The organism is Streptomyces sp. NPDC001717 (assembly GCF_042892775.1).
GTDB lineage: Bacteria > Actinomycetota > Actinomycetes > Streptomycetales > Streptomycetaceae > Streptomyces.
This window is the reverse complement of record NZ_JBIAUK010000006.1, coordinates 224021-244978: the sequence shown is the minus strand read 5'-3', so window position 1 is coordinate 244978 and position 20958 is coordinate 224021. Positions and strand designations below refer to the sequence as shown.

Here is a 20958-nt window from a genome sequence, read left to right as displayed (position 1 = left end):
TAACCCACGGTGCCGGAGCACGGGGGGCGCACGGGGGTCATTTTTCTCACCACATCCCCACCGCATCCCCCGTTCGCGGGGCCGGTCGGGCCCGGAAGACACCAAATGCCCGGCCGGGAAGCGACCTTCGCCCCGGATGGGAGCGGAACGTCCGGATAGCGGAACTCGCTGACCGCATAGTGCAGTTGTAAGGAACAAGTCAAGGTCTGTCTTTTCTCCCGCCCGTCCGGTCAAATGTCGTCACTTGAGACGCGCGCCGCGCGGAACCCCCCTGCTCCGATGGAGACGTTCCGACCGTCCATGCGGCCGCGGGAGGGGAACACATCAAGTGACCAGCAACTCCGCCCGGAAGCGCGCCCTGCGCGTCGTGGCCATCGGCGTCACCATGGCTGCTTGTGCGACGAGCGCCACCTTCTTCGCCGTCACCGCGGCTCAGGCCGTCGAGCACGCCCCGAACGTCTCGGCCGCCGAGCGCCAGGACCCGACGGCCCCGTCGAAGGTCGTCGAGCACGACCTCAAGGGCCCGTTCAGCGAGCAGCGTGCCGCGCAGCGCAAGGCCGCCCTGGACCAGGTCCTCACGGGCAAGAAGAACGTCGAGCAGCGCGGCGCCTCCAAGGTCGTCAAGCTCGACGACAAGAAGTACGTCGAGCTCGGCCGCGAGAAGACCGACAAGATCTTCACGATCCTCGTCGAGTTCGGCGACCAGGTCGACAACACCACCATGTTCGACCCGGACGGCCCCGGCCCCAAGCCGGCCGTCCCGAAGTACGGCGGCACCCCCGGTCCGCTGCACAACACGATCGCCCAGCCCGACCGTGCCAGCAACAACAGCACGGCCTGGCGCAAGGACTTCAGCCGCCAGTACTTCCAGGACCTGTACTTCGCGTCCGGTTCGGGCAAGGACTCGCTGAAGACCTACTACGAGAAGACCTCCTCGGGTCGCTACTCGGTCGACGGCGAGGTCGCCGACTGGGTCAAGGTCCCGTACAACGAGGCCCGTTACGGCTCGAACTACTGCGGCCAGAGCAACTGCGGCAACGTGTGGGACACCGTCCGCGACGGCGTCACCGCGTGGGTCGAGGCCCAGAAGAAGGCCGGCAAGACCGACGAGCAGATCAAGGCCCAGCTGGCGCAGTACGACCAGTGGGACCGCAACGACTACGACGGCGACGGCAACTTCAACGAGCCCGACGGCTACATCGACCACTTCCAGATCGTCCACGCGGGCGAGGACGAGTCGGCCGGCGGCGGTGTCCAGGGCAAGGACGCGCTGTGGGCGCACCGCTGGTACGCCTACGGCACCGACGCGGGCAAGACCGGCCCGGCCAACAACAAGGCCGGTGGCACCCAGATCGGCAACACGGGCATCTGGGTCGGCGACTACACGATGCAGCCGGAGAACGGCGGCCTCGGCGTCTTCGCGCACGAGTACGGCCACGACCTCGGCCTGCCCGACCTCTACGACACCTCCGGTGGCGGCGAGAACTCGGTCGGCTTCTGGTCCCTGATGTCGGCCGGCTCCTGGCTCGGCACCGGCAAGGACTCCATAGGCGACATGCCGGGCGACATGACCGCCTGGGACAAGCTCCAGCTGGGCTGGCTGAACTACGACAAGGCCAAGGCCGCGACGAAGTCCACCCACAAGCTGGGCGTTTCGGAGTTCAACACCAAGGACAAGCAGGCCCTGGTCGTCGAGCTGCCGAAGAAGCAGGTCAAGACCGAGGTCACCGCTCCCGCCGAGGGCGCCACCCAGTGGTGGAGCAACATGGGGGACGACCTCAAGAACACCCTCACCCGCTCGGTCGACCTGACGGGCAAGAAGTCCGCCGCCCTGTCCCTCAAGGGCTGGTGGGACATCGAGGCCGACTACGACTTCCTCTACACCGAGGTGTCCACGGACGGCGGCGCCACCTGGACCGCCCTCGCGGGTACCGCCGACGGCACGGCCATCCCGGCCGACGCCTCCGGCAGCCCGTCGCTGACCGGTGTCTCGGGCGCCTGGAAGAACCTCAACTTCCCGCTCGACGCCTACGCGGGCAAGAAGGTCGACCTGCGCTTCCGCTACCAGACGGACGGCGGCGCGGGCGGCAAGGGCTTCACCGCCGACGCCATGACCCTCACCGCGGACGGCGCCGCGCTGTTCACCGACGGCGCCGAGAACGGCGACAACGGCTGGACCGGCAAGGGCTTCTCCCGCATCGGCAACGGCTTCACCAAGGAGTACGACCAGTACTACCTGGCGGAGAACCGCCGTTACGTCTCGTACGACTCCACCCTCAAGGTGGGCCCGTACAACTTCGGCTTCGCCAACACCAAGCCGAACTGGGTCGAGCACTACGCCTACCAGGACGGCCTGCTGATCTGGCTCTGGGACACCTCCCAGAAGGACAACAACACCAGCCAGCACCCGGGCTCCGGTCTGATCCTCCCGATCGACGCCAACGCCAAGCCCATGAAGTGGGCCGACGGCACCCTGCTGCGCAACAAGATCCAGCCGTACGACGCGGCCTTCAGCGCCTACTCGACGGACGCGATCACGCTGCACAAGAACGGCGAGGAGCTCTTCCTCAAGCCGAAGCCCGCGCAGCTGGTCTTCGACGACCACAAGGGCAAGTACTGGTACGAGGAGAACCCGACCGGCTCGGTGAAGACCACTGACACCAACACCAAGATCAAGATCGTCAAGGAGACCTACGACGGTCAGGTCATGACGGTCGAGGTCGGCCCCGCCGCGAAGTGATTCGGTAAAGCCGCAGGTCAAAGCATGATCGGCCGTCGCCCTCTAGCGGGCGGCGGCCGATCGCGTTTAGATGCGCGGTACGAGTTTCTTATTGACGGGGGAGATGACAGCCGTGCCCGGTGGAGGTTTCGTCAGATTGCCAGGCGGCAGCGTCGTGGTCGCGCTCACACTGCCGAGGCCGTCCGGAGAGGGCGGAGACGTCCGTGTGCTCGTGCACGCCGCGAACCGGGCCCGCGCCCTGACCAGGCTGCGGAACCTCGGCATGCGGGCCGTGTACCTGAGGGGCAACGCGCACCCGCCGACCCCGGACGAGGTCACGGCCGTCCTGCACCACCCGGACGGCCTCCTGTGGCGCGGGGCCCCCGACCGGGCCCAGGAGCTCTGGCACCCCATCCGGGCCCTGCTGGGCACCTAGGAGGTCGTGAGCCGCTCCCCGCCCACGAGGTCCACCCCGGCCGCCCGGAGCTCCTCCAGCGCCCGCTCCGTGGTGTGGGGGGCGACGGCGGCCGTCAGGTCCAGCAGCACGCGGGTGGCGAAGCCGGCGCGGGCGGCGTCTACGGCGGTGGCCTTCACGCAGTGGTCGGTGGCGATGCCGACCACGTCCACCTCGGTGACCTGGCGGGCGCGCAGCCACTCGGCGAGCGTGTCCCCGTTCTCGTCGGCACCCTCGAACCCGCTGTACGCGGCCTCGTACGCACCCTTGTCGAACACGGCGGCCACGGCGCCCGACGCCACGGCGGGGGCGAAGTTCGGGTGGAAGCCGACGCCCTCGGTCCCGGCGACGCAGTGCACGGGCCAGGAGGTCTCGTAGTCCGGCTGCGCCGGGGGGTGCGCGAAGTGCGACCCGGGGTCGACGTGGTGGTCGCGGGTGGCGACGACGTGCCGGTAGGCGGGGGTGGCCTGGCCGATGTACTCGGTGACGGCGGCGGCCACGTCGGCGCCGCCGGCCACCGCGAGGCTGCCGCCTTCGCAGAAGTCGTTCTGTACGTCGACGACGATCAGTGCGCGGTGCATTGCGTTGCCCTTCGGCTCGGTGTGTCTGTGCGGCGGGGCCCTGCGGGGGCTCTTCCCCCACCCCGCCCCTTCCCGAAACTGGGGCTCGGCCCCAGACCCCGCCGGGGCTCCGCCCCGAACCCCGTGGGGGCTCCGCCCCCCTACCCCCGTGCCTCAATCGCCGGCGGGGCCGGATGTGCCGCTGCGCGGCAACCAGGCGTCCGGGCCCAGCGTTGCGCTCCGCGCACTTCCGGGCCCGTGCAGGCCGATACACCAGCCTCGCCGGCGTTTTGAGGCGCGGGGGGTCCGGGGCGGAGCCCCGGGAGGCGGCCCGCAGGGGCTACACGTACTCCGTGGGGAGCACGGCCTCGCCGCGGGAGAGCTGCGTGGCGGACAGGGGGAGACCGGCGCGAGCGGCCCGGTGCCGGTCCCGCGCGGCCTCCAGCGGCTCGCGGGCCACGACCTCGCCGGACTTGACCAGCTGGGTCAGCAGCTGGTGGTCGGCCAGGGCCGACGGGACCGGCCCGGTCCCCACGACCTCCGCCTCGGCGACACCCTCCGCGTCACGACGCCGCGCCGCCCACTTGCGGCCCCCGATGGACGTCTTGCCGCCCGTGGACCTCTTCGCCACCGGCGCCAGCGCCGCCTTCGGGTCCGCCGAGGCGGCCCGCGCGACCAGCTTGTAGACCATCGAGCACGTCGGGTGCCCGCTGCCCGTCACCAGCTGCGTGCCCACCCCGTACGCGTCCACCGGCGCGGCCGCCAGCGAGGCGATGGCGTACTCGTCCAGGTCCGAGGTGACCACGATCCTCGTCGAGGTCGCCCCCAGCTCGTCCAGCTGCTGCCGCACCCGGTGCGCCACCAGCAGCAGGTCGCCCGAGTCGATGCGGACCGCGCCCAGCTCCGTACCGGCCACGTCGACGGCCGTACGGACCGCCTCGGCCACGTCGTAGGTGTCCACCAGCAGGGTGGTCCCGCGGCCCAGCGAGGCGACCTGCGCCGTGAAGGCGTCCCGCTCGCTGTCGTGCACCAGCGTGAAGGCGTGCGCGCTCGTGCCCAGGGTCGGGATCCCGTACCGGAAGCCGGCCGCCAGGTCCGAGGTGGAGGCGAAGCCGCCCACGTACGCGGCCCGCGAGGCGGCGACAGCGGCCAGCTCGTGCGTGCGCCGCGCGCCCATCTCGATCAGCGGCCGGTCACCCGCCGCCGAGGACATCCGGGAGGCGGCCGCCGCGATCGCCGAGTCGTGGTTGAGGATCGACAGGATCACCGTCTCCAGCAGCACGCACTCGGCGAAGCTGCCCTCGACCCGCAGGATCGGCGAACCGGGGAAGTAGACCTCCCCCTCCGGATAGCCCCAGATGTCGCCCGAGAAGCGGTACGAGGCCAGCCAGTCCAGCGTCCGCATGTCGACGACGGCCCGCTCGCGCAGGAATTCCAGCACCGCGCCGTCGAAGCGGAAGTTCTCCACCGCGTCGAGCACCCGGCCGGTGCCTGCGACGACGCCGTAGCGCCGTCCCTCGGGCAGCCGCCGGGTGAATACCTCGAAGACCGAGCGGCGGTCGGCGGTGCCGTTCGCCAGGGCGGCCTGCAGCATCGTCAGCTCGTAATGGTCCGTGAAGAGCGCTGTCGACGGGACGTCCACCGGCAGGCCCAGGTCCGCAGGGTTCATGCCCCGGATGCTAGCGCACATTTCGTCAAAGTGACGAGATGTAGGACCCGTTTGTGCGACGACCCCGTTACGGTGGCAGCATGGGACGAGTGAGTGTTGCTCCCATTGAGATCGAACGCACCGAGTCGGCCGAAGAGACCTTCGCGGTCCCGGAACCCGACGTCCCCTGGGTGACCCTGGTGCACAACGACCCGGTCAACCTCATGAGCTACGTGGCGTACGTGTTCCAGGCGTACTTCGGCTATTCGAAGGACGTCGCGCACAAGCTGATGCTCGACGTCCATCACAAGGGGCGGGCGGTCGTGTCCAGCGGCACCCGCGAGGAAATGGAGCGCGACGTGCAGGCCATGCACGGCTACGGCCTGTGGGCGACCCTTTCGCAGGACCGCGTCTGATGGGCGGCGGAACCTTCGAGGCACTCAAGGGCGGCGGAGCCGCCATCGCACTGGACGAGATCGAGATCTCCATCCTGCGCTCCCTGGCCGTCCAGCTGCTGGAGCTCATCGGACCGGGCGAGCCCGAGCCGGCCGAGGACGCCGACCCGCTGGCCGCCCTCTTCGCAGAGGGCCCCTCCGAGCCCCCGTCCGACCCCGCGCTGGCCCGGCTCTTCCCCGACGCCTACGGCTCCCCGGACGGGAGCGGCGACGAGGGCGTCGACGCGGCCGAGCTGAAGGCCCGGTCGGCCGAGTTCCGCCGGTTCACCGAGAACGATCTGCGCAGCCGCAAGCGCGACGACGCCCTCTCCGTGGTGCGCAGCCTGGACGGTCTCACCCCGGCCGGTGACGGGGCGGCGGTGCTGGAACTGACCGGCGAGCTGCCGCTGCGCTGGCTCGGCGCCCTCAACGACCTGCGCCTGACCATCGCGTCCCGCCTCGACATCACGGAGGACGACGAGAGCGCGGCGCTCTTCCGGCTGCCGGACGACGATCCGCGCAAGCCGATGGTGATGGCGTACCTCTGGCTGGGCGGCCTCCAGGAGACCCTCATCGAGACCCTCTGACGGGGGCGGCGCCCCGGGAGCGCCCACGGGTCCTCCCGGGACTCTCAGGAGAGGCTCAAAACCTCGACCCGTTCGCTCAGCGGACGCTCAAATCCGGATAACGATCAGATCACCGCGCTGCGGTGATCTGATGCATTTCTGCCCCCTTGTCCCGGATTTCCGGTGTCCTGCATCACATTCCACCCCCTCGGCCGCCCGTAATGGCGTGATAAATCTTCACGACCGCCGGGACACCACCCCTGTTCCGCGGCCCGCTTGAACCGGCTGATCGCCGGCGTGCAACTCCATCCGTATCCGGGGGGATCGAGGACCCGATCCGCAGCCAATGAAGGCGCGGGTCGGCGTGGAGAAAGGCGCACCAAGACATGACCTCTGTGCAGGTCGAGCAGAACGACAGGACGCCCGGCGAGGGCGCACCGGCCGAGGGTGGCGAGGGATACCACCGCGCACTCGGCGCCCGCCAGATCCAGATGATCGCGATCGGCGGAGCCATCGGCACCGGCCTCTTCCTGGGAGCCGGCAAGGCCATCTCCAAGGCCGGACCGAGCCTGATCCTGGCCTACGCCATCGTCGGCGTGATCATCTTCTTCATCATGCGGGCCCTGGGCGAACTGCTCATGTACCGCCCGGTCGCGGGGTCCTTCTCCGACTACGCACGCGAGTTCCTCGGCCCCTTCTGGGGCTACGCCACCGGCTGGACGTACTGGCTGTTCTGGGTGGTCACCGGCATCACCGAGGTGACGGCCGCGGCCAAGTACATGGCCTACTGGACCGGCGACAGCTTCCCGCAGTGGGCGTGCGCGCTGATCTTCACGGTCGTCCTCTACGCGGCGAACCTCATCTCCGTGAAGCTCTTCGGCGAGCTCGAGTTCTGGTTCTCGATGGTCAAGGTCACCGCCATCGTCGGCATGATCCTCATCTGCGCGGGCATCCTCACGATCGGCTTCTCCGACGCCGCCGCCACCGCCTCCGTCTCCAACCTGTGGAACGACGGCGGGTTCTTCCCCAAGGGCATCGGCGGCACCCTGATGACCCTGCAGATCGTGGTCTTCGCCTTCCTCGCGGTCGAACTGGTCGGCGTCACCGCCGGCGAGTCCAAGGACCCCGAGAAGACCCTGCCCAAGGCCATCAACACCGTGCCGTGGCGCATCGCCGTCTTCTACGTCGGCGCCCTGATCATGATCCTGTCGGTCGTCCCGTGGCACGAGTTCCAGCCGGGCGTCAGCCCCTTCGTCGCCGCCTTCGAGAAGATGGGCCTCGGCATCGGCGCCGCCATCGTCAACTTCGTCGTGCTGACCGCCGCCCTCTCCTCCTGCAACTCGGGCATGTACTCCACCGGCCGCATGCTGCGCGACCTCGCGCTCAACGGCCAGGGCCCCAAGGTCTTCACCAAGCTGACGAAGAACGGCACCCCGCTCATCGGCACCACCTTCTCGGCCTCGCTGATGCTCGTCGGCGTCTGGATCAACTACGTCGCCCCCGGCAAGGCCTTCGACTACGTCGTCTCCTTCGCCACCATCTCCGGCATGTGGGCCTGGATCGTGATCCTGGTCTGCCAGATCCGCTACCGCGCCAAGGCCGACCGCGGCGAGCTGCCCGCCTCCCCCTTCAAGACCCCCGGCTCCCCGTACACGAGCTACGTCTCCCTCGCCTTCATCGCCATGGTCGTCGTCATGATGGGCATGGACAAGGACTCCCGGGTCTCGCTGTACTGCGCCCCGCTGTGGGGCCTGATCCTGGGCCTGTCCTACCTGGCCCTCAAGGCCCGCAACCCGCGCGCCGACGCCTTCACCAAGGCCTCGTAGCAGCACCCTGTCCACCATTCGGGCCCTTCCGTACCACACCTCGGTACGGAAGGGCCCGTCTGCTTATCCTGTCGCTCATGCTGACCCTCACCCAGGCCCTGTACGACCGGATCGTCGAGCACGCCCGCCAGGACCACCCCGACGAGGCGTGCGGCGTCGTGGCCGGCCCGGCGGGCACCGGCCGCCCCGAGCGGTTCATCCCGATGCTCAACGCCGCCCGGTCGCCCACGTTCTACGAGTTCGACTCGAAGGACCTGCTGAAGCTCTACCGCGAGCTGGACGACCGCGACGAGGAGCCGGTGATCGTCTACCACTCGCACACCGCGACCGAGGCCTACCCCTCGCGCACCGACGTCACCTACGCGAACGAGCCCGGCGCGCACTACGTCCTCGTCTCCACGGCGGACGAGGACGGCCTCGGCGAGTTCCAGTTCCGCTCGTACCGGATCGTCGACGGCGTGATCACGGAGGAAGAAGTGCAGGTCGTGGCGGCCTACTGACCACCATGTGAGCAGTGCGCGTCCACGATGCGGGATCACACTCCAAACGGGGGACCGGGAATCGTTAACATGACCGCATGGTTTCCCACGACGTGAGCATCGAGACGCCCGGCAGGCTGCTGCTCGTGGCGCGGCTGCACGTCGACCTGTGCCGCCTCGCCAGCGCCATCTGTCCTGCCGCCTGAGCACCGGGCCCCTTCCGCGCGGGGGCCGCACGAACGCGCGCCCACACACTTCCTCGCCCCTTTTCACGACACTGGAGCCTGCCATGGCCATCGAGGTCCGCATCCCGACCATCCTCCGCACCTACACCGACGGCGAGAAGGCCGTGACCGGTGAAGGCGCCACCCTCGCCGACCTCTTCGCCGACCTGGAGACCCGCCACAAGGGCATCGAGGAGCGCATCGTCGACGGCGGCCAGCTGCGCCGCTTCGTGAACGTCTACCTCAACGACGAGGACGTCCGCTTCCTCGAGGGCATCTCCACCGCGCTCAAGGACGGCGACAACGTCACCATCCTCCCGGCCGTGGCCGGCGGCGCTGTCTGATGCGTTACGACTCCCCGCTGGCCGCGGTGGGCAACACGCCCCTGGTCCGGCTGCCCCGGCTGTCGCCGTCCGAGGACGTCCGCATCTGGGCCAAGCTGGAGGACCGCAACCCGACCGGCTCGATCAAGGACCGCCCCGCGCTCCACATGGTCGAGCAGGCCGAGAAGTCCGGCCGCCTGTACCCCGGCTGCACCATCCTGGAACCGACCTCGGGCAACACCGGCATCTCCCTGGCGATGGCGGCCAAGCTCAAGGGCTACCGCATCGTCTGCGTGATGCCGGAGAACACCTCCCAGGAACGCCGGGACCTGCTGGCCATGTGGGGAGCCGAGATCATCTCTTCGCCCGCGGCGGGCGGCTCGAACACCGCGGTGCGGGTCGCCAAGGAACTGGCGGCCGAGCACCCGGACTGGGTGATGCTCTACCAGTACGGCAACCCGGACAACGCGGGCGCGCACTACGCGACCACGGGCCCGGAGATCCTCGCCGACCTGCCCTCGATCACCCACTTCGTGGCGGGCCTGGGCACGACCGGCACCCTGATGGGCGTCGGCCGCTACCTGCGGGAGCACGTCGAGGGCGTGAAGATCGTCGCGGCGGAACCCCGCTACGACGACCTCGTCTACGGCCTGCGCAACCTCGACGAGGGCTTCGTACCGGAGCTCTACGATGCGTCGGTGCTCACCACCCGCTTCTCCGTGGGCTCCGCCGACGCGGTCACCCGCACCCGCGAACTCCTCCAGCTGGAGGGCATCTTCGCGGGCGTCTCGACCGGCGCCGCCCTGCACGCGGCGATCGGCGTGGGCCGCAAGGCGGTCGCCGCCGGCGAATCGGCGGACATCGTCTTCGTCGTGGCCGACGGCGGCTGGAAGTACCTGTCGACGGGCGTGTACACGGCGGCGACGACGGAGGAAGCCATCGAAGTCCTCCAGGGCCAACTCTGGGCATAACCGCCCAACCCCCCTCACCGGTGCTCGGCCCCGGCCCCCGCGGTGCACCCCCGGGGCCCGGGGCCGATCCGCGTCCGCGGCCGTGCCAGGGCCGGGTCCGCGGGTGCGGCGCCGCTACCGGGGCTCCGCCCCGGACCCCGCGCCTCAATCGCCGGCGGGGCTTCATTCGCCTCCGGCGGCGCCTCAATCGCCGCAGCGGGGCTGAAATTGCCCTGCGGGCAATCCAGCCGCCCTCGGCGGACGGCAGGGGCCGAATCCGGCTCATCCGGCAGGACCTGGAGGACGGCAGGGGCCAAATCCAGCCCCTCCGGCGTTTGAGGAGCGGGGTCTGGGGCGGAGCCCCAGGGCTTGGGGCGTGCCGATATGCAGCCCGGCCGGCGAGTGAGGCGCGGGGGACCGGGGCCGCGCCCCGGGGGCCGGCGGCGCGGGGTCAGGTCAGGTGCTCCGCCAGGATCGCGGCGTGGCTCACCGCGGGGTCCTGGACGGCGGTCAGCAGCGTCAGCGGCCCCTCATCCGCGAGCCGCCGCAGGCGCGCCAGCTCCGCCACCGCCCCCGGCTCCGCCAACTCCGCTTCGTACCGCCGCCTGAACCCCTCCACCGAGCCACCCCCGTGGAACCACTTCCGCAGCTCCGCCGACGGCGTCACCGCCTTCGGCCACTCGTCCACGTCCGCCGCCTCCTTCGACAGCCCCCGCGGCCACAGCCGGTCCACGAGCACCCGCACGCCGTCCGCCCCCGGCTCCGGGGTCTCGTACACCCGCCGCAACCTGATCACCCGTTCCCGCGTCACCGGCCGTCTCCCAGCCCCTTGATCTCGTCCCAGATCGCCGGATCCAGCACGCCCACCCGCTCGGCGAACTCCCACACCGACACCTCCGCCGGCCGGTCCGCCTCCAGGAAGCTCGCCCGCCCCTGCGCCCGCAGCGTCCCCGGGGGCAACGGGATCACCCCGGCCCGCCGGTCGTCGTACTTCCCGGTGATCCACGCGACCCGCGCACGATGGCCCCGTACCGACTCCGCCGCCAGGACCAGACACGTACGGCCGTCCACCAGCCTCCACAGCTCGCCCGAACGCGGCTGCGGCGCCGGGCCCGACCCGTGCGCCGGGGCAGACCGGCGGGGGCCGCCCGGCCGGCGGCGCCCGGCGACCAGCACCACCAGCGCGACGGCCACGACCGCGGCCACCGCGGGCCACCAGGACGTGTCCATGGTTAGACCGTAGCCGCGCCACCCGCACCCGGCACGGCAACGGCACGGCAACCCCATGGCAACGCCCGTGCCCCGCGTCGCTCCCCCGGGTGACAGCGCAGGTGATTCCCCCCACAACGGCCCGCCGCGGAGGAGCGACCGGCCGATTCGCGCCTTACGCTCGACCCACGCACGGCCCGCATTCCGTCCACGGACCGTCCTCGGAGGTTCACGCTCCATGAAGCTCACCGTCGTCGGCTGTTCGGGGTCGTTCCCGTCCGCGGAATCGGCCTGTTCGAGCTACCTCGTAGAGGCCGACGGCTTCCGGCTGCTCCTCGACATGGGCAACGGCGCCCTCGGCGAGCTCCAGCGCCACATCGGTCTCTACGACCTCGACGCGATCTTCCTGAGCCATCTGCACGCCGACCACTGCATCGACATGTGCGCGTACTTCGTCGCCCGCTTCTACCGGCACGAGGGCGGCCGCTGCGGCACCATCCCCGTCTACGGCCCCGAGGGCACCGAGAAGCGCCTGACGACGGCGTACGACGACGTTCCCGACGAGCGCTCGATGAGCGAGGTCTTCGACTTCCGCACCCTGAAGCCCGGCACCTTCGAGATCGGCCCGTTCCAGGTCCGCACCGAGCGGGTGAGCCACCCCGTGGAGGCGTACGGGATCCGCGTCGAGCACGGCGGCCGCTCGCTGACGTACTCCGGGGACACCGGCGCCTGCCCCGAGCTGGCCCGGCTCGCCGAGGGCACCGACCTCTTCCTCTGCGAGGCCTCCTTCACGCACGGCAAGGAGGACATCCCGGACCTGCACCTCAACGGCCGGGAGGCCGGCGAGTACGCGCACGCCGGCGGTGTCGGACGGCTCGTCCTCACCCACATCCCGCCGTGGACGGACCCCGAGCAGAACATGGCCGACGCCCGCGCGGCCTTCGACGGCCGGGTCGACCTGGCGTACGCCGGCGCGGTGTACGAGGTCTGAGCCGCGGTTTCCCCCCGCGTACGACGAAGCCCCCGCCCTCCCTTCCGGGAGAGCGGGGGCTTCGTCGTACGGGCGGCGGAGCCTACTTGGCCTCGGCCTTCGCCAGCTCGGCGAGCTCCTCGTCCGACTCGCGGCCGGGGGTGGGGAGGTTCCACTTGGTGATCGCGAAGCGGAAGACGAAGTAGTACACCGCCGCGAAGCAGAGGCCGACGAGGGCCAGGCCCCACGGGTTGTCGGCGATGCCCAGGTTCAGCAGGAAGTCGACCGCACCGGCGGAGAAGCCGAATCCGTCGCGCATGCCGAGGGCCCAGGTCAGCGCCATGGAGACACCGGTGAGGACCGCGTGGATCGCGTAGAGCACCGGGGCGATGAACATGAAGGTGAACTCGATCGGCTCGGTCACACCGGTCACGAAGGCGGTGAGCGCGAGGGAGAACATCATGCCGCCGACGACCTTGCGGCGCTCGGGGCGGGCGCAGTGGACGATCGCGAGGCAGGCCGCCGGGAGGGCGAACATCATGATCGGGAAGAAGCCGGTCATGAACTGTCCGGCGGTCGGGTCACCCGCGAGGAAGCGGCCGATGTCACCGTGGACGGCACCGGTCGGGGTGTCGAAGGAGCCGGCCTGGAACCACGGGAAGGAGTTCAGGAGGTGGTGCATGCCGATCGGGATCAGCGCACGGTTGGCGACGCCGAAGAGACCCGCGCCGACCGCGCCCGAGCCGGTCAGCCAGGTGCCGAAGCCGTGCAGGGCGGAGCCGAGGACCGGCCAGATGAGACCGAAGACGATACCGGTGACCAGACCCGCGAAGGCGGAGAGGATCGGGACCAGGCGGCGGCCGCCGAAGAAGCCCGCCCAGTCCGGCAGCTTGGTCCGGTAGAACTTCTGGTACAGCAGGGCGGTGATGATGCCCATCACGACGCCGCCGAGCACACCGGCGTTGACCGGGGCGTCCACCTCGACGATCTTGCCGGCGACGACCTTCGCGACCTTCGGCAGGTTGCTGTCGGTGAAGGTGGCGAGCACCTTCTGGAAGACCAGGTAACCGGTGACGGCGGCCAAGGCGGTGGAGCCGTCCGACTTCTTCGCGAAGCCGATCGCGATGCCGACGGCGAACAGCAGCGCCATGTTGTCGAGGATCGCGCCGCCACCGGCGGCCATGTAGCCGGCGATCTTGTTGACGAACGTCGGGAAGGTGTCCTTCCCGAGCATGTCGTCCGCGCCCAGGCGGAGCAGGAGCGCGCCGGCAGGCAGCACGGCAACGGGGAGCATGAGGCTCCGGCCGATGCGCTGCATGACGGCCATCACGCCAGCGCCCTTCTTCTTTTCCGCAGCCGTCGCTGTGGACATGTGCTTCCTCCATTGGGCAAGGCGTCGCCCGGGGCAAAGAAGGGGGATGGCGACGTCTTTGAAAGGTGGTCCCGGGGCCGGTCTCCGGCCCGCGTGGTCTACACCAATCCGTGGTGTAGACCAGTTGTAGCACGGTGAGGGATAGATAAGGAACCTTCGATTTCCTGTGGTCTACACCACACTCGGCGTGTCGTCGCCCCACGCCCGGCCGGCCGGTCCTCCGGACATGACGAAGGCCCCCGGAACCGATGGTCCGAGGGCCTCCAACGCGGGCCGAAGGGCCCGCTCACCACGGCAAGGCGACTACGCCTTGGTGTTGTCCGCCTGCATCGCCGCGATCTCCTCGTCCGACTCCCGACCCGGCGTCGGAATGTCGAACTTCGTGATCGCGAAACGGAAGATCGCGTAGTAGACGACCGCGAAGCACAGGCCGATCGGGATGATCAGCCACGGCTTCGTCGCCAACCCCCAGTTGATGACGTAGTCGATCAGGCCCGCCGAGAAGCTGAACCCGTCGTGCACGCCCAGCGCCCACGTCACCGCCATCGACACACCCGTCAGCAGCGCGTGGATCGCGTACAGCGCCGGCGCCACGAACAGGAACGAGTACTCCAGCGGCTCCGTGATGCCCGTGACGAACGAGGTCAGGCCCACCGACAGCATCAGACCGCCGATCTCCTTGCGCCGCAGCGGCTTCGCGCAGTGCGCGATCGCGAGGGCCGCCGCCGGGAGGGCGAACATCATGATCGGGAAGAAGCCCGAGAGGAACATGCCCGCATTCGGGTCGCCGTTCAGGAACATGTTGATGTCGCCGTGCACGGTCTTCCCCTCCGGCGTGGTGTAGCTGCCGAACTGGAACCACACCGGCACGTTCAGGAACTGGTGCAGACCGATCACCAGCAGCGCGCGGTTCGCGACGCCGAAGATGCCCGCACCCCAGTAGTCGAGGCCCACCAGCCAGTCCGAGAAGCTCTCCAGCGCGTCACCGACCGGCGGCCAGACCCACAGGCAGATCACGGCGAAGCCGATCGCCACGAAGGACATGATGATCGGGACGAGCCGCCGGCCGTTGAAGAAGCCGAGCCAGTCCACCAGCTTCACCCGGTGGTACCGCTGCCAGAACCAGGCCGCGAGCAGGCCCATGATGATGCCGCCGAAGACCCCCGGGTTCTGGTACGTGTACGCGACGAACGTGTCGTTCGCCCCCAGGCAGCCGCCGCCGATGTCCTTGGTCCCCGTCGGGCAGGGCTTCTGGAACGCGTGCAGCACCCCGCGGTAGACGAGGAAGCCGGTCACCGCCGCCAACGCGGTCGAACCGTCCGCCTTCTTGGCCATGCCGATCGCGACGCCGATGCAGAAGAGGAGGGGGAGGCCGAGGTCCGGGTCGAGCAGGGCGCCGCCCGCACCGGCCATGATCTTGGCGATGTCGTCCCAGCCCAGCCCCTTGGAACCGAAGACGTCCGGCTGCCCCAGCCGGTTGAGGATGCCCGCCGCGGGCAGCACGGCGATCGGGAGCTGGAGGCTCCGCCCCATCTTCTGCAGCCCCTGGAACAGCCCGTTCCACCACTTCGTCTCCGGCTTCGCCTGTGGCGCTCCTGCGGCGCTGCTCGCGCTCATCCGCGTCCTCCCTGACCGGCCCGTTTTGGCTGTCGCGGCACGTGCGGCACACTGGTGTAGACCAGTTGTGGGCAGGTTGCTGCTGCTGATCGTCATGATTCGTCAGGCAGTGGACGCGCGCTCGCGAAGATGGGCCAACCGTGCGTTACGGTGACGAAACGGACCGCATCGGTGCCGCCGAGACTCGTTCTTCGTACGACTCAGGGAGAAACACATGGCCACCAAGGCTGAGAAGATCGTCGCCGGGCTCGGCGGTATCGAGAACATCGAAGAGGTCGAAGGCTGCATCACGCGCCTGCGCACCGAGGTCGTCAACCCCGACCTCGTCGACGAAGCCGCCCTCAAGGCCGCCGGCGCCCACGGCGTCGTGAAGATGGGCACCGCCATCCAGGTCGTCATCGGCACCGACGCCGACCCGATCGCCGCGGACATCGAAGACATGATGTGACCCGTGCCGTGAGCCGGGCGCACTGAAGCCCCTCCGAAGTTCCCCCGAAGACCCCGTACGGATGCCGCCCGCACCCCAACGGGGTCTTCGCCGTTCCCCCGCAGCGACTAGGCTCAACGCCATGTCTCGCATCGACGGCCGTACGCCCGAACAGCTCCGCCCGGTCACCATCGAACGCGGATGGAGCAAGCACGCCGAGGGCTCCGTCCTCATCTCCTTCGGAGACACCAAGGTCTTCTGCACCGCCTCCTTCACCGAAGGCGTCCCGCGCTGGCGCAAGGGCAGCGGCGAAGGCTGGGTCACCTCCGAGTACTCGATGCTGCCCCGCTCCACCAACACCCGCGGCGACCGCGAATCCGTACGCGGCAAGATCGGCGGCCGCACCCACGAGATCTCCCGCCTCATCGGCCGCTCGCTGCGCGCCGTCATCGACTACAAGGCCCTCGGCGAGAACACCATCGTCCTGGACTGCGACGTCCTCCAGGCCGACGGCGGCACCCGCACCGCCGCCATCACCGGCGCCTACGTCGCCCTCGCCGACGCCATCGCCTGGGGCCAGAAGAAGAAGCTCGTCAAGGCCGGCCGCAAGCCGCTCACCGACACCGTCGCCGCCGTCAGCGTCGGCATCGTCGACGGCGTTCCCCTCCTCGACCTCTGCTACGAGGAGGACGTGCGCGCCGAGACCGACATGAACGTGGTCTGCACCGGCGACGGCCGCTTCGTCGAGGTCCAGGGCACGGCCGAGGGCGAGCCCTTCGACCGCAAGGAACTCAACGCCCTCCTGGACCTGGCCGCCGGCGGCTGCGCGGACCTCCAGGCCCTCCAGCTGAGCGCGCTGGAGCCGGACCTGTAGGGGCCGGAACTGTAGGCGCCCGCACCGGCGTCTGGCAGGGTACGGGCGCACGGTGTCGAAGCCGGGCGCCCGTCCACGTATCCACACCCCTGGGGGGACCGGAAACAATGAAGCTCCGCAAGCTCCGCAAGCACCGCATAGCCGCCGTGACGCTGGCAGCAGCCCTCACCATCCCCGCCCTCACCTCCTGTGACGCGATCTCCACGGCGATGGACTGCGCGAACACCGCGGTCGCCATCACGGACGGCGCGAACGACCTCCAGCAGGCCGTCTCCAACGCGGGCAACAGCCCGCAGGACGCCCAGAACGCGCTGAACCAGATCGAGACGAACCTGAAGAAGATCGGCGACCAGACGGACAACGCCGACCTGAGCAAGGCCATCAACTCGATGAACACGGCCGTCAAGAACGTCCGCACCGCCATCGAGCAGGGCAACGCGACCCCGGACATCACGCCGGTCGCCGACGCGGCCTCCGAACTCTCGAAGGTCTGCACCCCGGGCTGACGCCGAGGAAGGCGCCACGGGCCGCCCGGAATAATGGCGGGCATGACCTCCACGCCTTCGCGCCTGATCCTGGCCACCCGCAACGCGGGCAAGGTCACCGAACTGCACGCCATCCTGTCCGACGCCGGCCTGCCGCACGAGCTGGTCGGCGCGGACGCGTACCCGGAGATCCCGGACGTCAAGGAAACCGGCATCACCTTCGCCGAGAACGCCCTCCTCAAGGCCCACGCCCTGGCCCAGGCCACCGGCCTCCCGGCGATCGCCGACGACTCCGGCCTGTGCGTGGACGTCCTGAACGGCGCTCCGGGCATCCTCTCCGCCCGCTGGGCGGGCCGGCACGGCGACGACAAGGCCAACCTCGACCTCCTCCTCGCCCAGCTCGGCGACATCGCCGACGAACACCGCGGCGCCCACTTCGCCTGCGCGGCGGCCCTCGCCCTCCCGGACGGCACGGAACGCGTGGTCGAAGGCCGCCTCCTGGGCACCCTCCGCCACACCCCGGCCGGCACGGGCGGCTTCGGCTACGACCCGATCCTCCAGCCGCTGGGCGAGTCGCGGACGTGCGCGGAGCTGACGGCGGAGGAGAAGAACGCGATCTCCCACCGGGGGCAGGCGTTCAGGGCGCTGGTGCCGTTCGTGCGGGCGCTGTTGGGCTGACACCCCGCCAATGCGCCGAAGGCCCCGTACGCAAGATCTGCGTACGGGGCCTTCGGTGTGAGGTGCGGTTGGGGGGACTCGAACCCCCACGGGTATTAACCCATTTGGACCTAAACCAAACGTGACTGCCAATTCCACCACAACCGCGACATCTGGCCCAATTCGGACATTGCGCCCGACTGGGTTGGCTTCAGTCTACGGGGCCGCGGGGGTGGGCGGCAGGCTTGGGGCGACGATTCCGGCACCACGTGTCCGTCAGGGAGTGACAGTTGGGGCACAGGTAGCGGAGGTTCTCCCGGCGGTTGTCGCGCCAGTCGCCGTTGATGTGGTCGATCTGGAGCGTGATCGGGCGCCCCAACCATTCCCCGGTGTTACCGCAGCTTCCGCATGCGTATGGGATGCCGATCTCCTGCAGCGCGCGATGCAGTCGGGTGCGGTTGGTTCGGGGTGCTCCTTCGGGAAGTTTGACGAGAGTGTCGGCCACACCGGTCCGGGAGGGGGCGGTGTTCGTGGTCGCCCATGTGCGCCGCTTGAAGTGGCTGACATCGAGTCCGAGCTGAGCGATGCGCCGCCGGAGGCGACGGTGGTTCACGTCGTTGACGGGGAGGTCGAGGGCGCGCATGAGGTCGGCATGGCTCGTCGCTGCCGGGATCGCTGCGCGCACGGCTTCCTCGGGGATGGTCATTCGCGAGTTCCGGAAGTGGGCGGTGTTGATGCCGCGCTCGCGCAGCATCCTCCCGAGCGCGGCGCGTGAGCGGCCGTCGTCCGGCATGCCCAGGGCGCGGGCCGTGCTGCGGATGCTGGTGGCCGAGGCCGCCGCAAGGGCGAGTTCTTCTGTGGTGAACGGTGTTTCCATGCCGGTCCGGCGCATGCCGGGGAAGTGGCTGATGTCGATGCCTGCCGCCGTGATCCGGCGGGCAAGGTGCGACAGCGTGCCTGTGGCCGGCGTTGCGTCGAGCTTGAGGGCCACCTCGCGCAGGGTGGTCGAGGATGTCGCAGCGACGGCTATGGCTGCGTCCGAGTACTTGTGCCACGGACTGTGCTTCTTGAAATGACTGCAGTCGATCCCATGTGAAGCGACCTTGTCCTGCAGTACGCGGCGCCTGCCGCCGCTCTCCTTGAGGCCGAGCCGCCGCATCAGGTCGGCCCACCCCGTCGCTGCGGCGACCGCCATGGCCGGCGTGCCCCGGTCGTACGGGTCGATCATGATCCGCCCCCATCGCATTCGGCCGCGCGCGCGACCCTCGTATGGAGTAACGAACCGATAGTCGGACGGTCACGCGGAATTTCGTCCGATAAGCGCGGCGGCCCGCACCCCGAGGGGGGTGCGGGCCGGGCCGGTGGAGGCTGGGGGGTCAGATGCCCAGGTCCTTGATGATCTTGGCTACGTGGCCCGTGGCCTTGACGTTGTAGAAGGCGTGTTCCACCTTGCCCTCCTCGTCCACGACCACCGTCGAGCGGATGACGCCCGTCACCGTCTTGCCGTACAGCTTCTTCTCCCCGAACGCGCCGTAGGCCTCCAGCACGGCCTTTTCCGGGTCGCCGACCAGCGTGACCTTCAGGTGTTCCTGCTCCCGGAACTTCGCCAGCTTCTCCGGCTTGTCCGGGGACACGCCGATCACGTCGTAGCCGGCCGTGGCCAGGACGTCCAGGTTGTCGGTGAAGTCGCAGGCCTGCTTCGTGCAGCCCGGGGTCAGGGCCGCCGGGTAGAAGTACACGATCACCTTGCGGCCCTTGTGGTCGGCGAGCGAGACCTCGTTGCCGTCCGCGTCGGGCAGGGTGAAGGCCGGGGCGGTGTCGCCCGGCTGCAGTCGCTCGCTCATGTCAAGAGTCTCCTCGGGAGGGCACCAGCATCGTTGTGCAACGAGACTAAGCTGACGATGAGTCCATGGGGCACTACGCCCCATGCGGGACACGACGACGAAACGACGACGGAGGCAGCGCGGTGCCGGAAGCCAGGACCCCCGCACAGATCGAGGCGGACATCGTCCGCCGCCGCGAGCAGCTCGCCGAGACGCTCGACGAGATCGGTGTGCGGATGCACCCGAGCACGATCATCGGGGACGCGAAGGCCAGGGTCGCCTCGACCGTCGACCACACGGCCGGGCGGGCCTTCGCCGCCGTGAACCGGTGCGTGAGCGACGTGCAGGCCGGGCTGCGCGACGAGAACGGCGCTCCGCGCGTCGACCGGATCGTGCCGGTCGCGCTGGTCGCCGCGGGTCTGATCGGGCTGATCGTGGTGTCGGCGCGCCGCAAGCGGGGATGACCCTCCGCAGTACAGGTCGGGCGCGGGCAGGTAAGTTCGAGGCGTGAGCGAGAACACCACCCACGACAAGCTGCCCATCCGCATGCTCCACGACCGCGTGCTCGTGAAGTCCGACCTGCCGGAGGGCGAGCGCCGCTCCGGCGGCGGGATCCTGATTCCGGCGACGGCCGCGGTCGGCAAGCGGCTGGCCTGGGCCGAGGTGGTCGCGGTCGGGCAGAACGTACGGTCCGTCGAGCCGGGCGACCGGGTGCTGTACGACCCGGAGGACCGGGCCGAGGTCGAGGTGCGGGGAGCGACGTACGTACTGATGCGCGAGCGGGACCTGCACGCGGTGGCCGCGGAGCGGCTGGAGGGGTCGACGGACTCCACCGGGCTGTACCTGTAGATCTTCAAGAGCGGAAAAAGGGGCCGGTGATCGGGATCACCGGCCCCTTTCGTGTCCCTTTGCTACGGTGGAGGAGAACCCCGACGAGACGCGCCGTACCGGGTCAAGGACAAGACGACGCACCCGTACCGCTCGATTTCTCGTCGTCCCGGAGGTGCCGTCATGGCATGGGTTCTTCTTCTCGTCGCCGGTCTGCTCGAGGTGGGCTGGTCGATCGGCATGAAGTTCACCGAAGGTTTCACCCGGCTGTGGCCCAGTGTGTTCACGGGTGCCGGGATCGTCGCCAGCATGGTGCTGCTGTCGTACGCCGCGAAGACCCTGCCCATCGGTACCGCGTACGGGGTGTGGGTGGGCATCGGTGCCGCCGGTGCGGCCGTGCTCGGCATGGCGGTGCTGGGTGAGCCCGTCACCGCCGCGCGGATCTTCTTCATCAGTCTGCTGCTGGTGGCCGTGGTGGGGCTGAAGGCCACCTCCGGGCACTAGAGGGGCCGG

The 20958-nt window shown here is 69.6% G+C and carries 25 protein-coding genes, 1 tRNA gene and 1 riboswitch; of the genes, 17 read left to right on the top strand and 9 right to left on the bottom strand.

Annotated features, from left to right (window positions below; translation table 11 throughout):
- The first annotated feature begins 385 nt into the window (after positions 1–385).
- Positions 386–2740: an immune inhibitor A domain-containing protein gene (locus ACFYZL_RS14150; RefSeq protein ID WP_384733753.1), complete on the top strand. Its 2355-nt coding sequence runs from the start codon at positions 386–388 to the stop codon at positions 2738–2740.
- A gap of 70 nt (positions 2741–2810) precedes the next feature.
- Positions 2811–3155 (top strand): hypothetical protein, encoded by a 345-nt coding sequence (locus tag ACFYZL_RS14145; RefSeq protein ID WP_384758271.1) that lies wholly within the window; start codon positions 2811–2813, stop codon positions 3153–3155.
- Here the strand turns inward: ACFYZL_RS14145 and ACFYZL_RS14140 are convergent.
- Both ACFYZL_RS14140 and ACFYZL_RS14135 read right to left on the bottom strand, forming a co-directional pair.
- A complete protein-coding gene (locus ACFYZL_RS14140; RefSeq protein ID WP_384758274.1) occupies positions 3152–3754 on the bottom strand; it encodes an isochorismatase family protein in 603 nt (200 codons plus the stop codon). The two genes, ACFYZL_RS14145 and ACFYZL_RS14140, sit on opposite strands and share 4 nt — an antisense overlap.
- Before the next feature lie 319 nt (positions 3755–4073).
- On the bottom strand, positions 4074–5402 hold the full coding sequence (locus ACFYZL_RS14135) for a nicotinate phosphoribosyltransferase (RefSeq protein WP_388678937.1): 1329 nt from the start codon (positions 5400–5402) through the stop codon (positions 4074–4076).
- An 80-nt stretch (positions 5403–5482) separates the two neighbouring features.
- Between ACFYZL_RS14135 and clpS the strand changes: the two genes are divergently transcribed.
- The 7 genes from clpS to ACFYZL_RS14100 all read left to right on the top strand — a co-directional run bounded on the left by clpS (position 5483) and on the right by ACFYZL_RS14100 (position 10204).
- Positions 5483–5797: an ATP-dependent Clp protease adapter ClpS gene (clpS, locus tag ACFYZL_RS14130; protein WP_376658539.1), complete on the top strand. Its 315-nt coding sequence runs from the start codon at positions 5483–5485 to the stop codon at positions 5795–5797.
- Positions 5797–6402: a DUF2017 domain-containing protein gene (locus ACFYZL_RS14125; protein WP_388678934.1), complete on the top strand. Its 606-nt coding sequence runs from the start codon at positions 5797–5799 to the stop codon at positions 6400–6402. The genes clpS and ACFYZL_RS14125 overlap by 1 nt, the downstream gene beginning before the upstream one ends.
- Positions 6403–6767: 365 nt before the next feature.
- Positions 6768–8207 (top strand): amino acid permease, encoded by a 1440-nt coding sequence (locus tag ACFYZL_RS14120; RefSeq protein WP_384758287.1) that lies wholly within the window; start codon positions 6768–6770, stop codon positions 8205–8207.
- A 77-nt stretch (positions 8208–8284) separates the two neighbouring features.
- Complete coding sequence (locus ACFYZL_RS14115) at positions 8285–8707, top strand: Mov34/MPN/PAD-1 family protein (RefSeq protein ID WP_384758290.1); 423 nt, start codon at positions 8285–8287, stop codon at positions 8705–8707.
- A gap of 77 nt (positions 8708–8784) precedes the next feature.
- Positions 8785–8892: a putative leader peptide gene (locus tag ACFYZL_RS14110; protein WP_311736929.1), complete on the top strand. Its 108-nt coding sequence runs from the start codon at positions 8785–8787 to the stop codon at positions 8890–8892.
- Positions 8893–8975: 83 nt separating this feature from the next.
- Positions 8976–9254 (top strand): MoaD/ThiS family protein, encoded by a 279-nt coding sequence (locus ACFYZL_RS14105; protein ID WP_384758293.1) that lies wholly within the window; start codon positions 8976–8978, stop codon positions 9252–9254.
- Positions 9254–10204, top strand: a complete 951-nt coding sequence (locus ACFYZL_RS14100) for a PLP-dependent cysteine synthase family protein (protein WP_376658534.1) — start codon at positions 9254–9256, stop codon at positions 10202–10204. The genes ACFYZL_RS14105 and ACFYZL_RS14100 overlap by 1 nt, the downstream gene beginning before the upstream one ends.
- Positions 10205–10634: 430 nt before the next feature.
- Here ACFYZL_RS14100 and ACFYZL_RS14095 read toward each other — a convergent pair whose 3' ends face one another.
- Together ACFYZL_RS14095 and ACFYZL_RS14090 are read right to left on the bottom strand one after the other, a co-directional pair.
- Positions 10635–10994, bottom strand: a complete 360-nt coding sequence (locus ACFYZL_RS14095; RefSeq protein WP_388678929.1) for a DUF488 domain-containing protein — start codon at positions 10992–10994, stop codon at positions 10635–10637.
- Positions 10991–11413 carry a hypothetical protein gene (locus ACFYZL_RS14090; RefSeq protein WP_384754543.1) on the bottom strand — a complete coding sequence of 141 codons (423 nt, stop codon included), beginning with the start codon at positions 11411–11413 and terminating at the stop codon, positions 10991–10993. The genes ACFYZL_RS14095 and ACFYZL_RS14090 overlap by 4 nt, the downstream gene beginning before the upstream one ends.
- Positions 11414–11630: 217 nt before the next feature.
- Here ACFYZL_RS14090 and ACFYZL_RS14085 point away from each other — a divergent pair, with 217 nt between their 5' ends.
- Positions 11631–12383 (top strand): MBL fold metallo-hydrolase, encoded by a 753-nt coding sequence (locus ACFYZL_RS14085; protein WP_384754546.1) that lies wholly within the window; start codon positions 11631–11633, stop codon positions 12381–12383.
- A gap of 82 nt (positions 12384–12465) precedes the next feature.
- On the opposite strand, the gene ACFYZL_RS14080 is transcribed toward ACFYZL_RS14085, so the two are convergent.
- Together ACFYZL_RS14080 and ACFYZL_RS14075 are read right to left on the bottom strand one after the other, a co-directional pair.
- Positions 12466–13734 (bottom strand): PTS transporter subunit EIIC, encoded by a 1269-nt coding sequence (locus ACFYZL_RS14080; protein WP_384754548.1) that lies wholly within the window; start codon positions 13732–13734, stop codon positions 12466–12468.
- Between the two features lie 303 nt (positions 13735–14037).
- The gene (locus ACFYZL_RS14075) at positions 14038–15351 is read right to left on the bottom strand and encodes a PTS transporter subunit EIIC (protein ID WP_384754551.1); all 1314 of its coding nucleotides are present in this window, start codon (positions 15349–15351) and stop codon (positions 14038–14040) included.
- Between the two features lie 214 nt (positions 15352–15565).
- On the opposite strand from ACFYZL_RS14075, the gene ACFYZL_RS14070 reads away from it, so the two are divergent.
- The 4 genes from ACFYZL_RS14070 (at position 15566) to rdgB (ending at position 17815) form a co-directional block, all read left to right on the top strand.
- Positions 15566–15799, top strand: a complete 234-nt coding sequence (locus ACFYZL_RS14070) for a glucose PTS transporter subunit EIIB (RefSeq protein WP_008742596.1) — start codon at positions 15566–15568, stop codon at positions 15797–15799.
- Positions 15800–15920: 121 nt separating this feature from the next.
- A complete protein-coding gene (gene rph, locus ACFYZL_RS14065; protein ID WP_384754554.1) occupies positions 15921–16652 on the top strand; it encodes a ribonuclease PH in 732 nt (243 codons plus the stop codon).
- Between the two features lie 107 nt (positions 16653–16759).
- The gene (locus ACFYZL_RS14060; RefSeq protein ID WP_384754557.1) at positions 16760–17158 is read left to right on the top strand and encodes a hypothetical protein; all 399 of its coding nucleotides are present in this window, start codon (positions 16760–16762) and stop codon (positions 17156–17158) included.
- 42 nt (positions 17159–17200) lie between these two features.
- A complete protein-coding gene (rdgB, locus tag ACFYZL_RS14055) occupies positions 17201–17815 on the top strand; it encodes an RdgB/HAM1 family non-canonical purine NTP pyrophosphatase (RefSeq protein WP_388678921.1) in 615 nt (204 codons plus the stop codon).
- Between the two features lie 63 nt (positions 17816–17878).
- Here the strand turns inward: rdgB and ACFYZL_RS14050 are convergent.
- The 3 genes from ACFYZL_RS14050 to bcp form a co-directional block, all read right to left on the bottom strand.
- Positions 17879–17962 (bottom strand) — tRNA-Leu (locus ACFYZL_RS14050).
- Positions 17963–18005: 43 nt separating this feature from the next.
- A complete protein-coding gene (locus tag ACFYZL_RS14045) occupies positions 18006–19022 on the bottom strand; it encodes an HNH endonuclease signature motif containing protein (RefSeq protein WP_388678918.1) in 1017 nt (338 codons plus the stop codon).
- 148 nt (positions 19023–19170) lie between these two features.
- Positions 19171–19638, bottom strand: a complete 468-nt coding sequence (gene bcp / locus ACFYZL_RS14040; protein WP_376655614.1) for a thioredoxin-dependent thiol peroxidase — start codon at positions 19636–19638, stop codon at positions 19171–19173.
- 122 nt (positions 19639–19760) lie between these two features.
- On the opposite strand from bcp, the gene ACFYZL_RS14035 reads away from it, so the two are divergent.
- The 3 genes from ACFYZL_RS14035 (at position 19761) to ACFYZL_RS14025 (ending at position 20949) form a co-directional block, all read left to right on the top strand.
- On the top strand, positions 19761–20081 hold the full coding sequence (locus tag ACFYZL_RS14035; protein WP_384754567.1) for a DUF3618 domain-containing protein: 321 nt from the start codon (positions 19761–19763) through the stop codon (positions 20079–20081).
- 43 nt (positions 20082–20124) lie between these two features.
- Positions 20125–20466, top strand: a complete 342-nt coding sequence (locus tag ACFYZL_RS14030; protein WP_376655616.1) for a GroES family chaperonin — start codon at positions 20125–20127, stop codon at positions 20464–20466.
- 51 nt (positions 20467–20517) lie between these two features.
- Positions 20518–20590, top strand: a riboswitch (guanidine-III (ykkC-III) riboswitch).
- A 38-nt stretch (positions 20591–20628) separates the two neighbouring features.
- A complete protein-coding gene (locus ACFYZL_RS14025) occupies positions 20629–20949 on the top strand; it encodes a multidrug efflux SMR transporter (RefSeq protein ID WP_249766201.1) in 321 nt (106 codons plus the stop codon).
- The last annotated feature ends 9 nt before the right edge of the window (positions 20950–20958 follow it).

Coding starts and splice junctions, on each gene's coding strand:
- ACFYZL_RS14150 (WP_384733753.1), top strand. CDS start 386: ATGGCTGCTTGTGCGACGAGCGCCACCTTCTTCGCCGTCACCGCGGCT.
- ACFYZL_RS14145 (WP_384758271.1), top strand. CDS start 2,811: ATGCGCGGTACGAGTTTCTTATTGACGGGGGAGATGACAGCCGTGCCC.
- ACFYZL_RS14140 (WP_384758274.1), bottom strand. CDS start 3,754: ATGCACCGCGCACTGATCGTCGTCGACGTACAGAACGACTTCTGCGAA.
- ACFYZL_RS14135 (WP_388678937.1), bottom strand. CDS start 5,402: ATGAACCCTGCGGACCTGGGCCTGCCGGTGGACGTCCCGTCGACAGCG.
- clpS (WP_376658539.1), top strand. CDS start 5,483: ATGGGACGAGTGAGTGTTGCTCCCATTGAGATCGAACGCACCGAGTCG.
- ACFYZL_RS14125 (WP_388678934.1), top strand. CDS start 5,797: ATGGGCGGCGGAACCTTCGAGGCACTCAAGGGCGGCGGAGCCGCCATC.
- ACFYZL_RS14120 (WP_384758287.1), top strand. CDS start 6,768: ATGACCTCTGTGCAGGTCGAGCAGAACGACAGGACGCCCGGCGAGGGC.
- ACFYZL_RS14115 (WP_384758290.1), top strand. CDS start 8,285: ATGCTGACCCTCACCCAGGCCCTGTACGACCGGATCGTCGAGCACGCC.
- ACFYZL_RS14110 (WP_311736929.1), top strand. CDS start 8,785: ATGGTTTCCCACGACGTGAGCATCGAGACGCCCGGCAGGCTGCTGCTC.
- ACFYZL_RS14105 (WP_384758293.1), top strand. CDS start 8,976: ATGGCCATCGAGGTCCGCATCCCGACCATCCTCCGCACCTACACCGAC.
- ACFYZL_RS14100 (WP_376658534.1), top strand. CDS start 9,254: ATGCGTTACGACTCCCCGCTGGCCGCGGTGGGCAACACGCCCCTGGTC.
- ACFYZL_RS14090 (WP_384754543.1), bottom strand. CDS start 11,413: ATGGACACGTCCTGGTGGCCCGCGGTGGCCGCGGTCGTGGCCGTCGCG.
- ACFYZL_RS14085 (WP_384754546.1), top strand. CDS start 11,631: ATGAAGCTCACCGTCGTCGGCTGTTCGGGGTCGTTCCCGTCCGCGGAA.
- ACFYZL_RS14080 (WP_384754548.1), bottom strand. CDS start 13,734: ATGTCCACAGCGACGGCTGCGGAAAAGAAGAAGGGCGCTGGCGTGATG.
- ACFYZL_RS14075 (WP_384754551.1), bottom strand. CDS start 15,351: ATGAGCGCGAGCAGCGCCGCAGGAGCGCCACAGGCGAAGCCGGAGACG.
- ACFYZL_RS14070 (WP_008742596.1), top strand. CDS start 15,566: ATGGCCACCAAGGCTGAGAAGATCGTCGCCGGGCTCGGCGGTATCGAG.
- rph (WP_384754554.1), top strand. CDS start 15,921: ATGTCTCGCATCGACGGCCGTACGCCCGAACAGCTCCGCCCGGTCACC.
- ACFYZL_RS14060 (WP_384754557.1), top strand. CDS start 16,760: ATGAAGCTCCGCAAGCTCCGCAAGCACCGCATAGCCGCCGTGACGCTG.
- rdgB (WP_388678921.1), top strand. CDS start 17,201: ATGACCTCCACGCCTTCGCGCCTGATCCTGGCCACCCGCAACGCGGGC.
- ACFYZL_RS14045 (WP_388678918.1), bottom strand. CDS start 19,022: ATGATCGACCCGTACGACCGGGGCACGCCGGCCATGGCGGTCGCCGCA.
- bcp (WP_376655614.1), bottom strand. CDS start 19,638: ATGAGCGAGCGACTGCAGCCGGGCGACACCGCCCCGGCCTTCACCCTG.
- ACFYZL_RS14025 (WP_249766201.1), top strand. CDS start 20,629: ATGGCATGGGTTCTTCTTCTCGTCGCCGGTCTGCTCGAGGTGGGCTGG.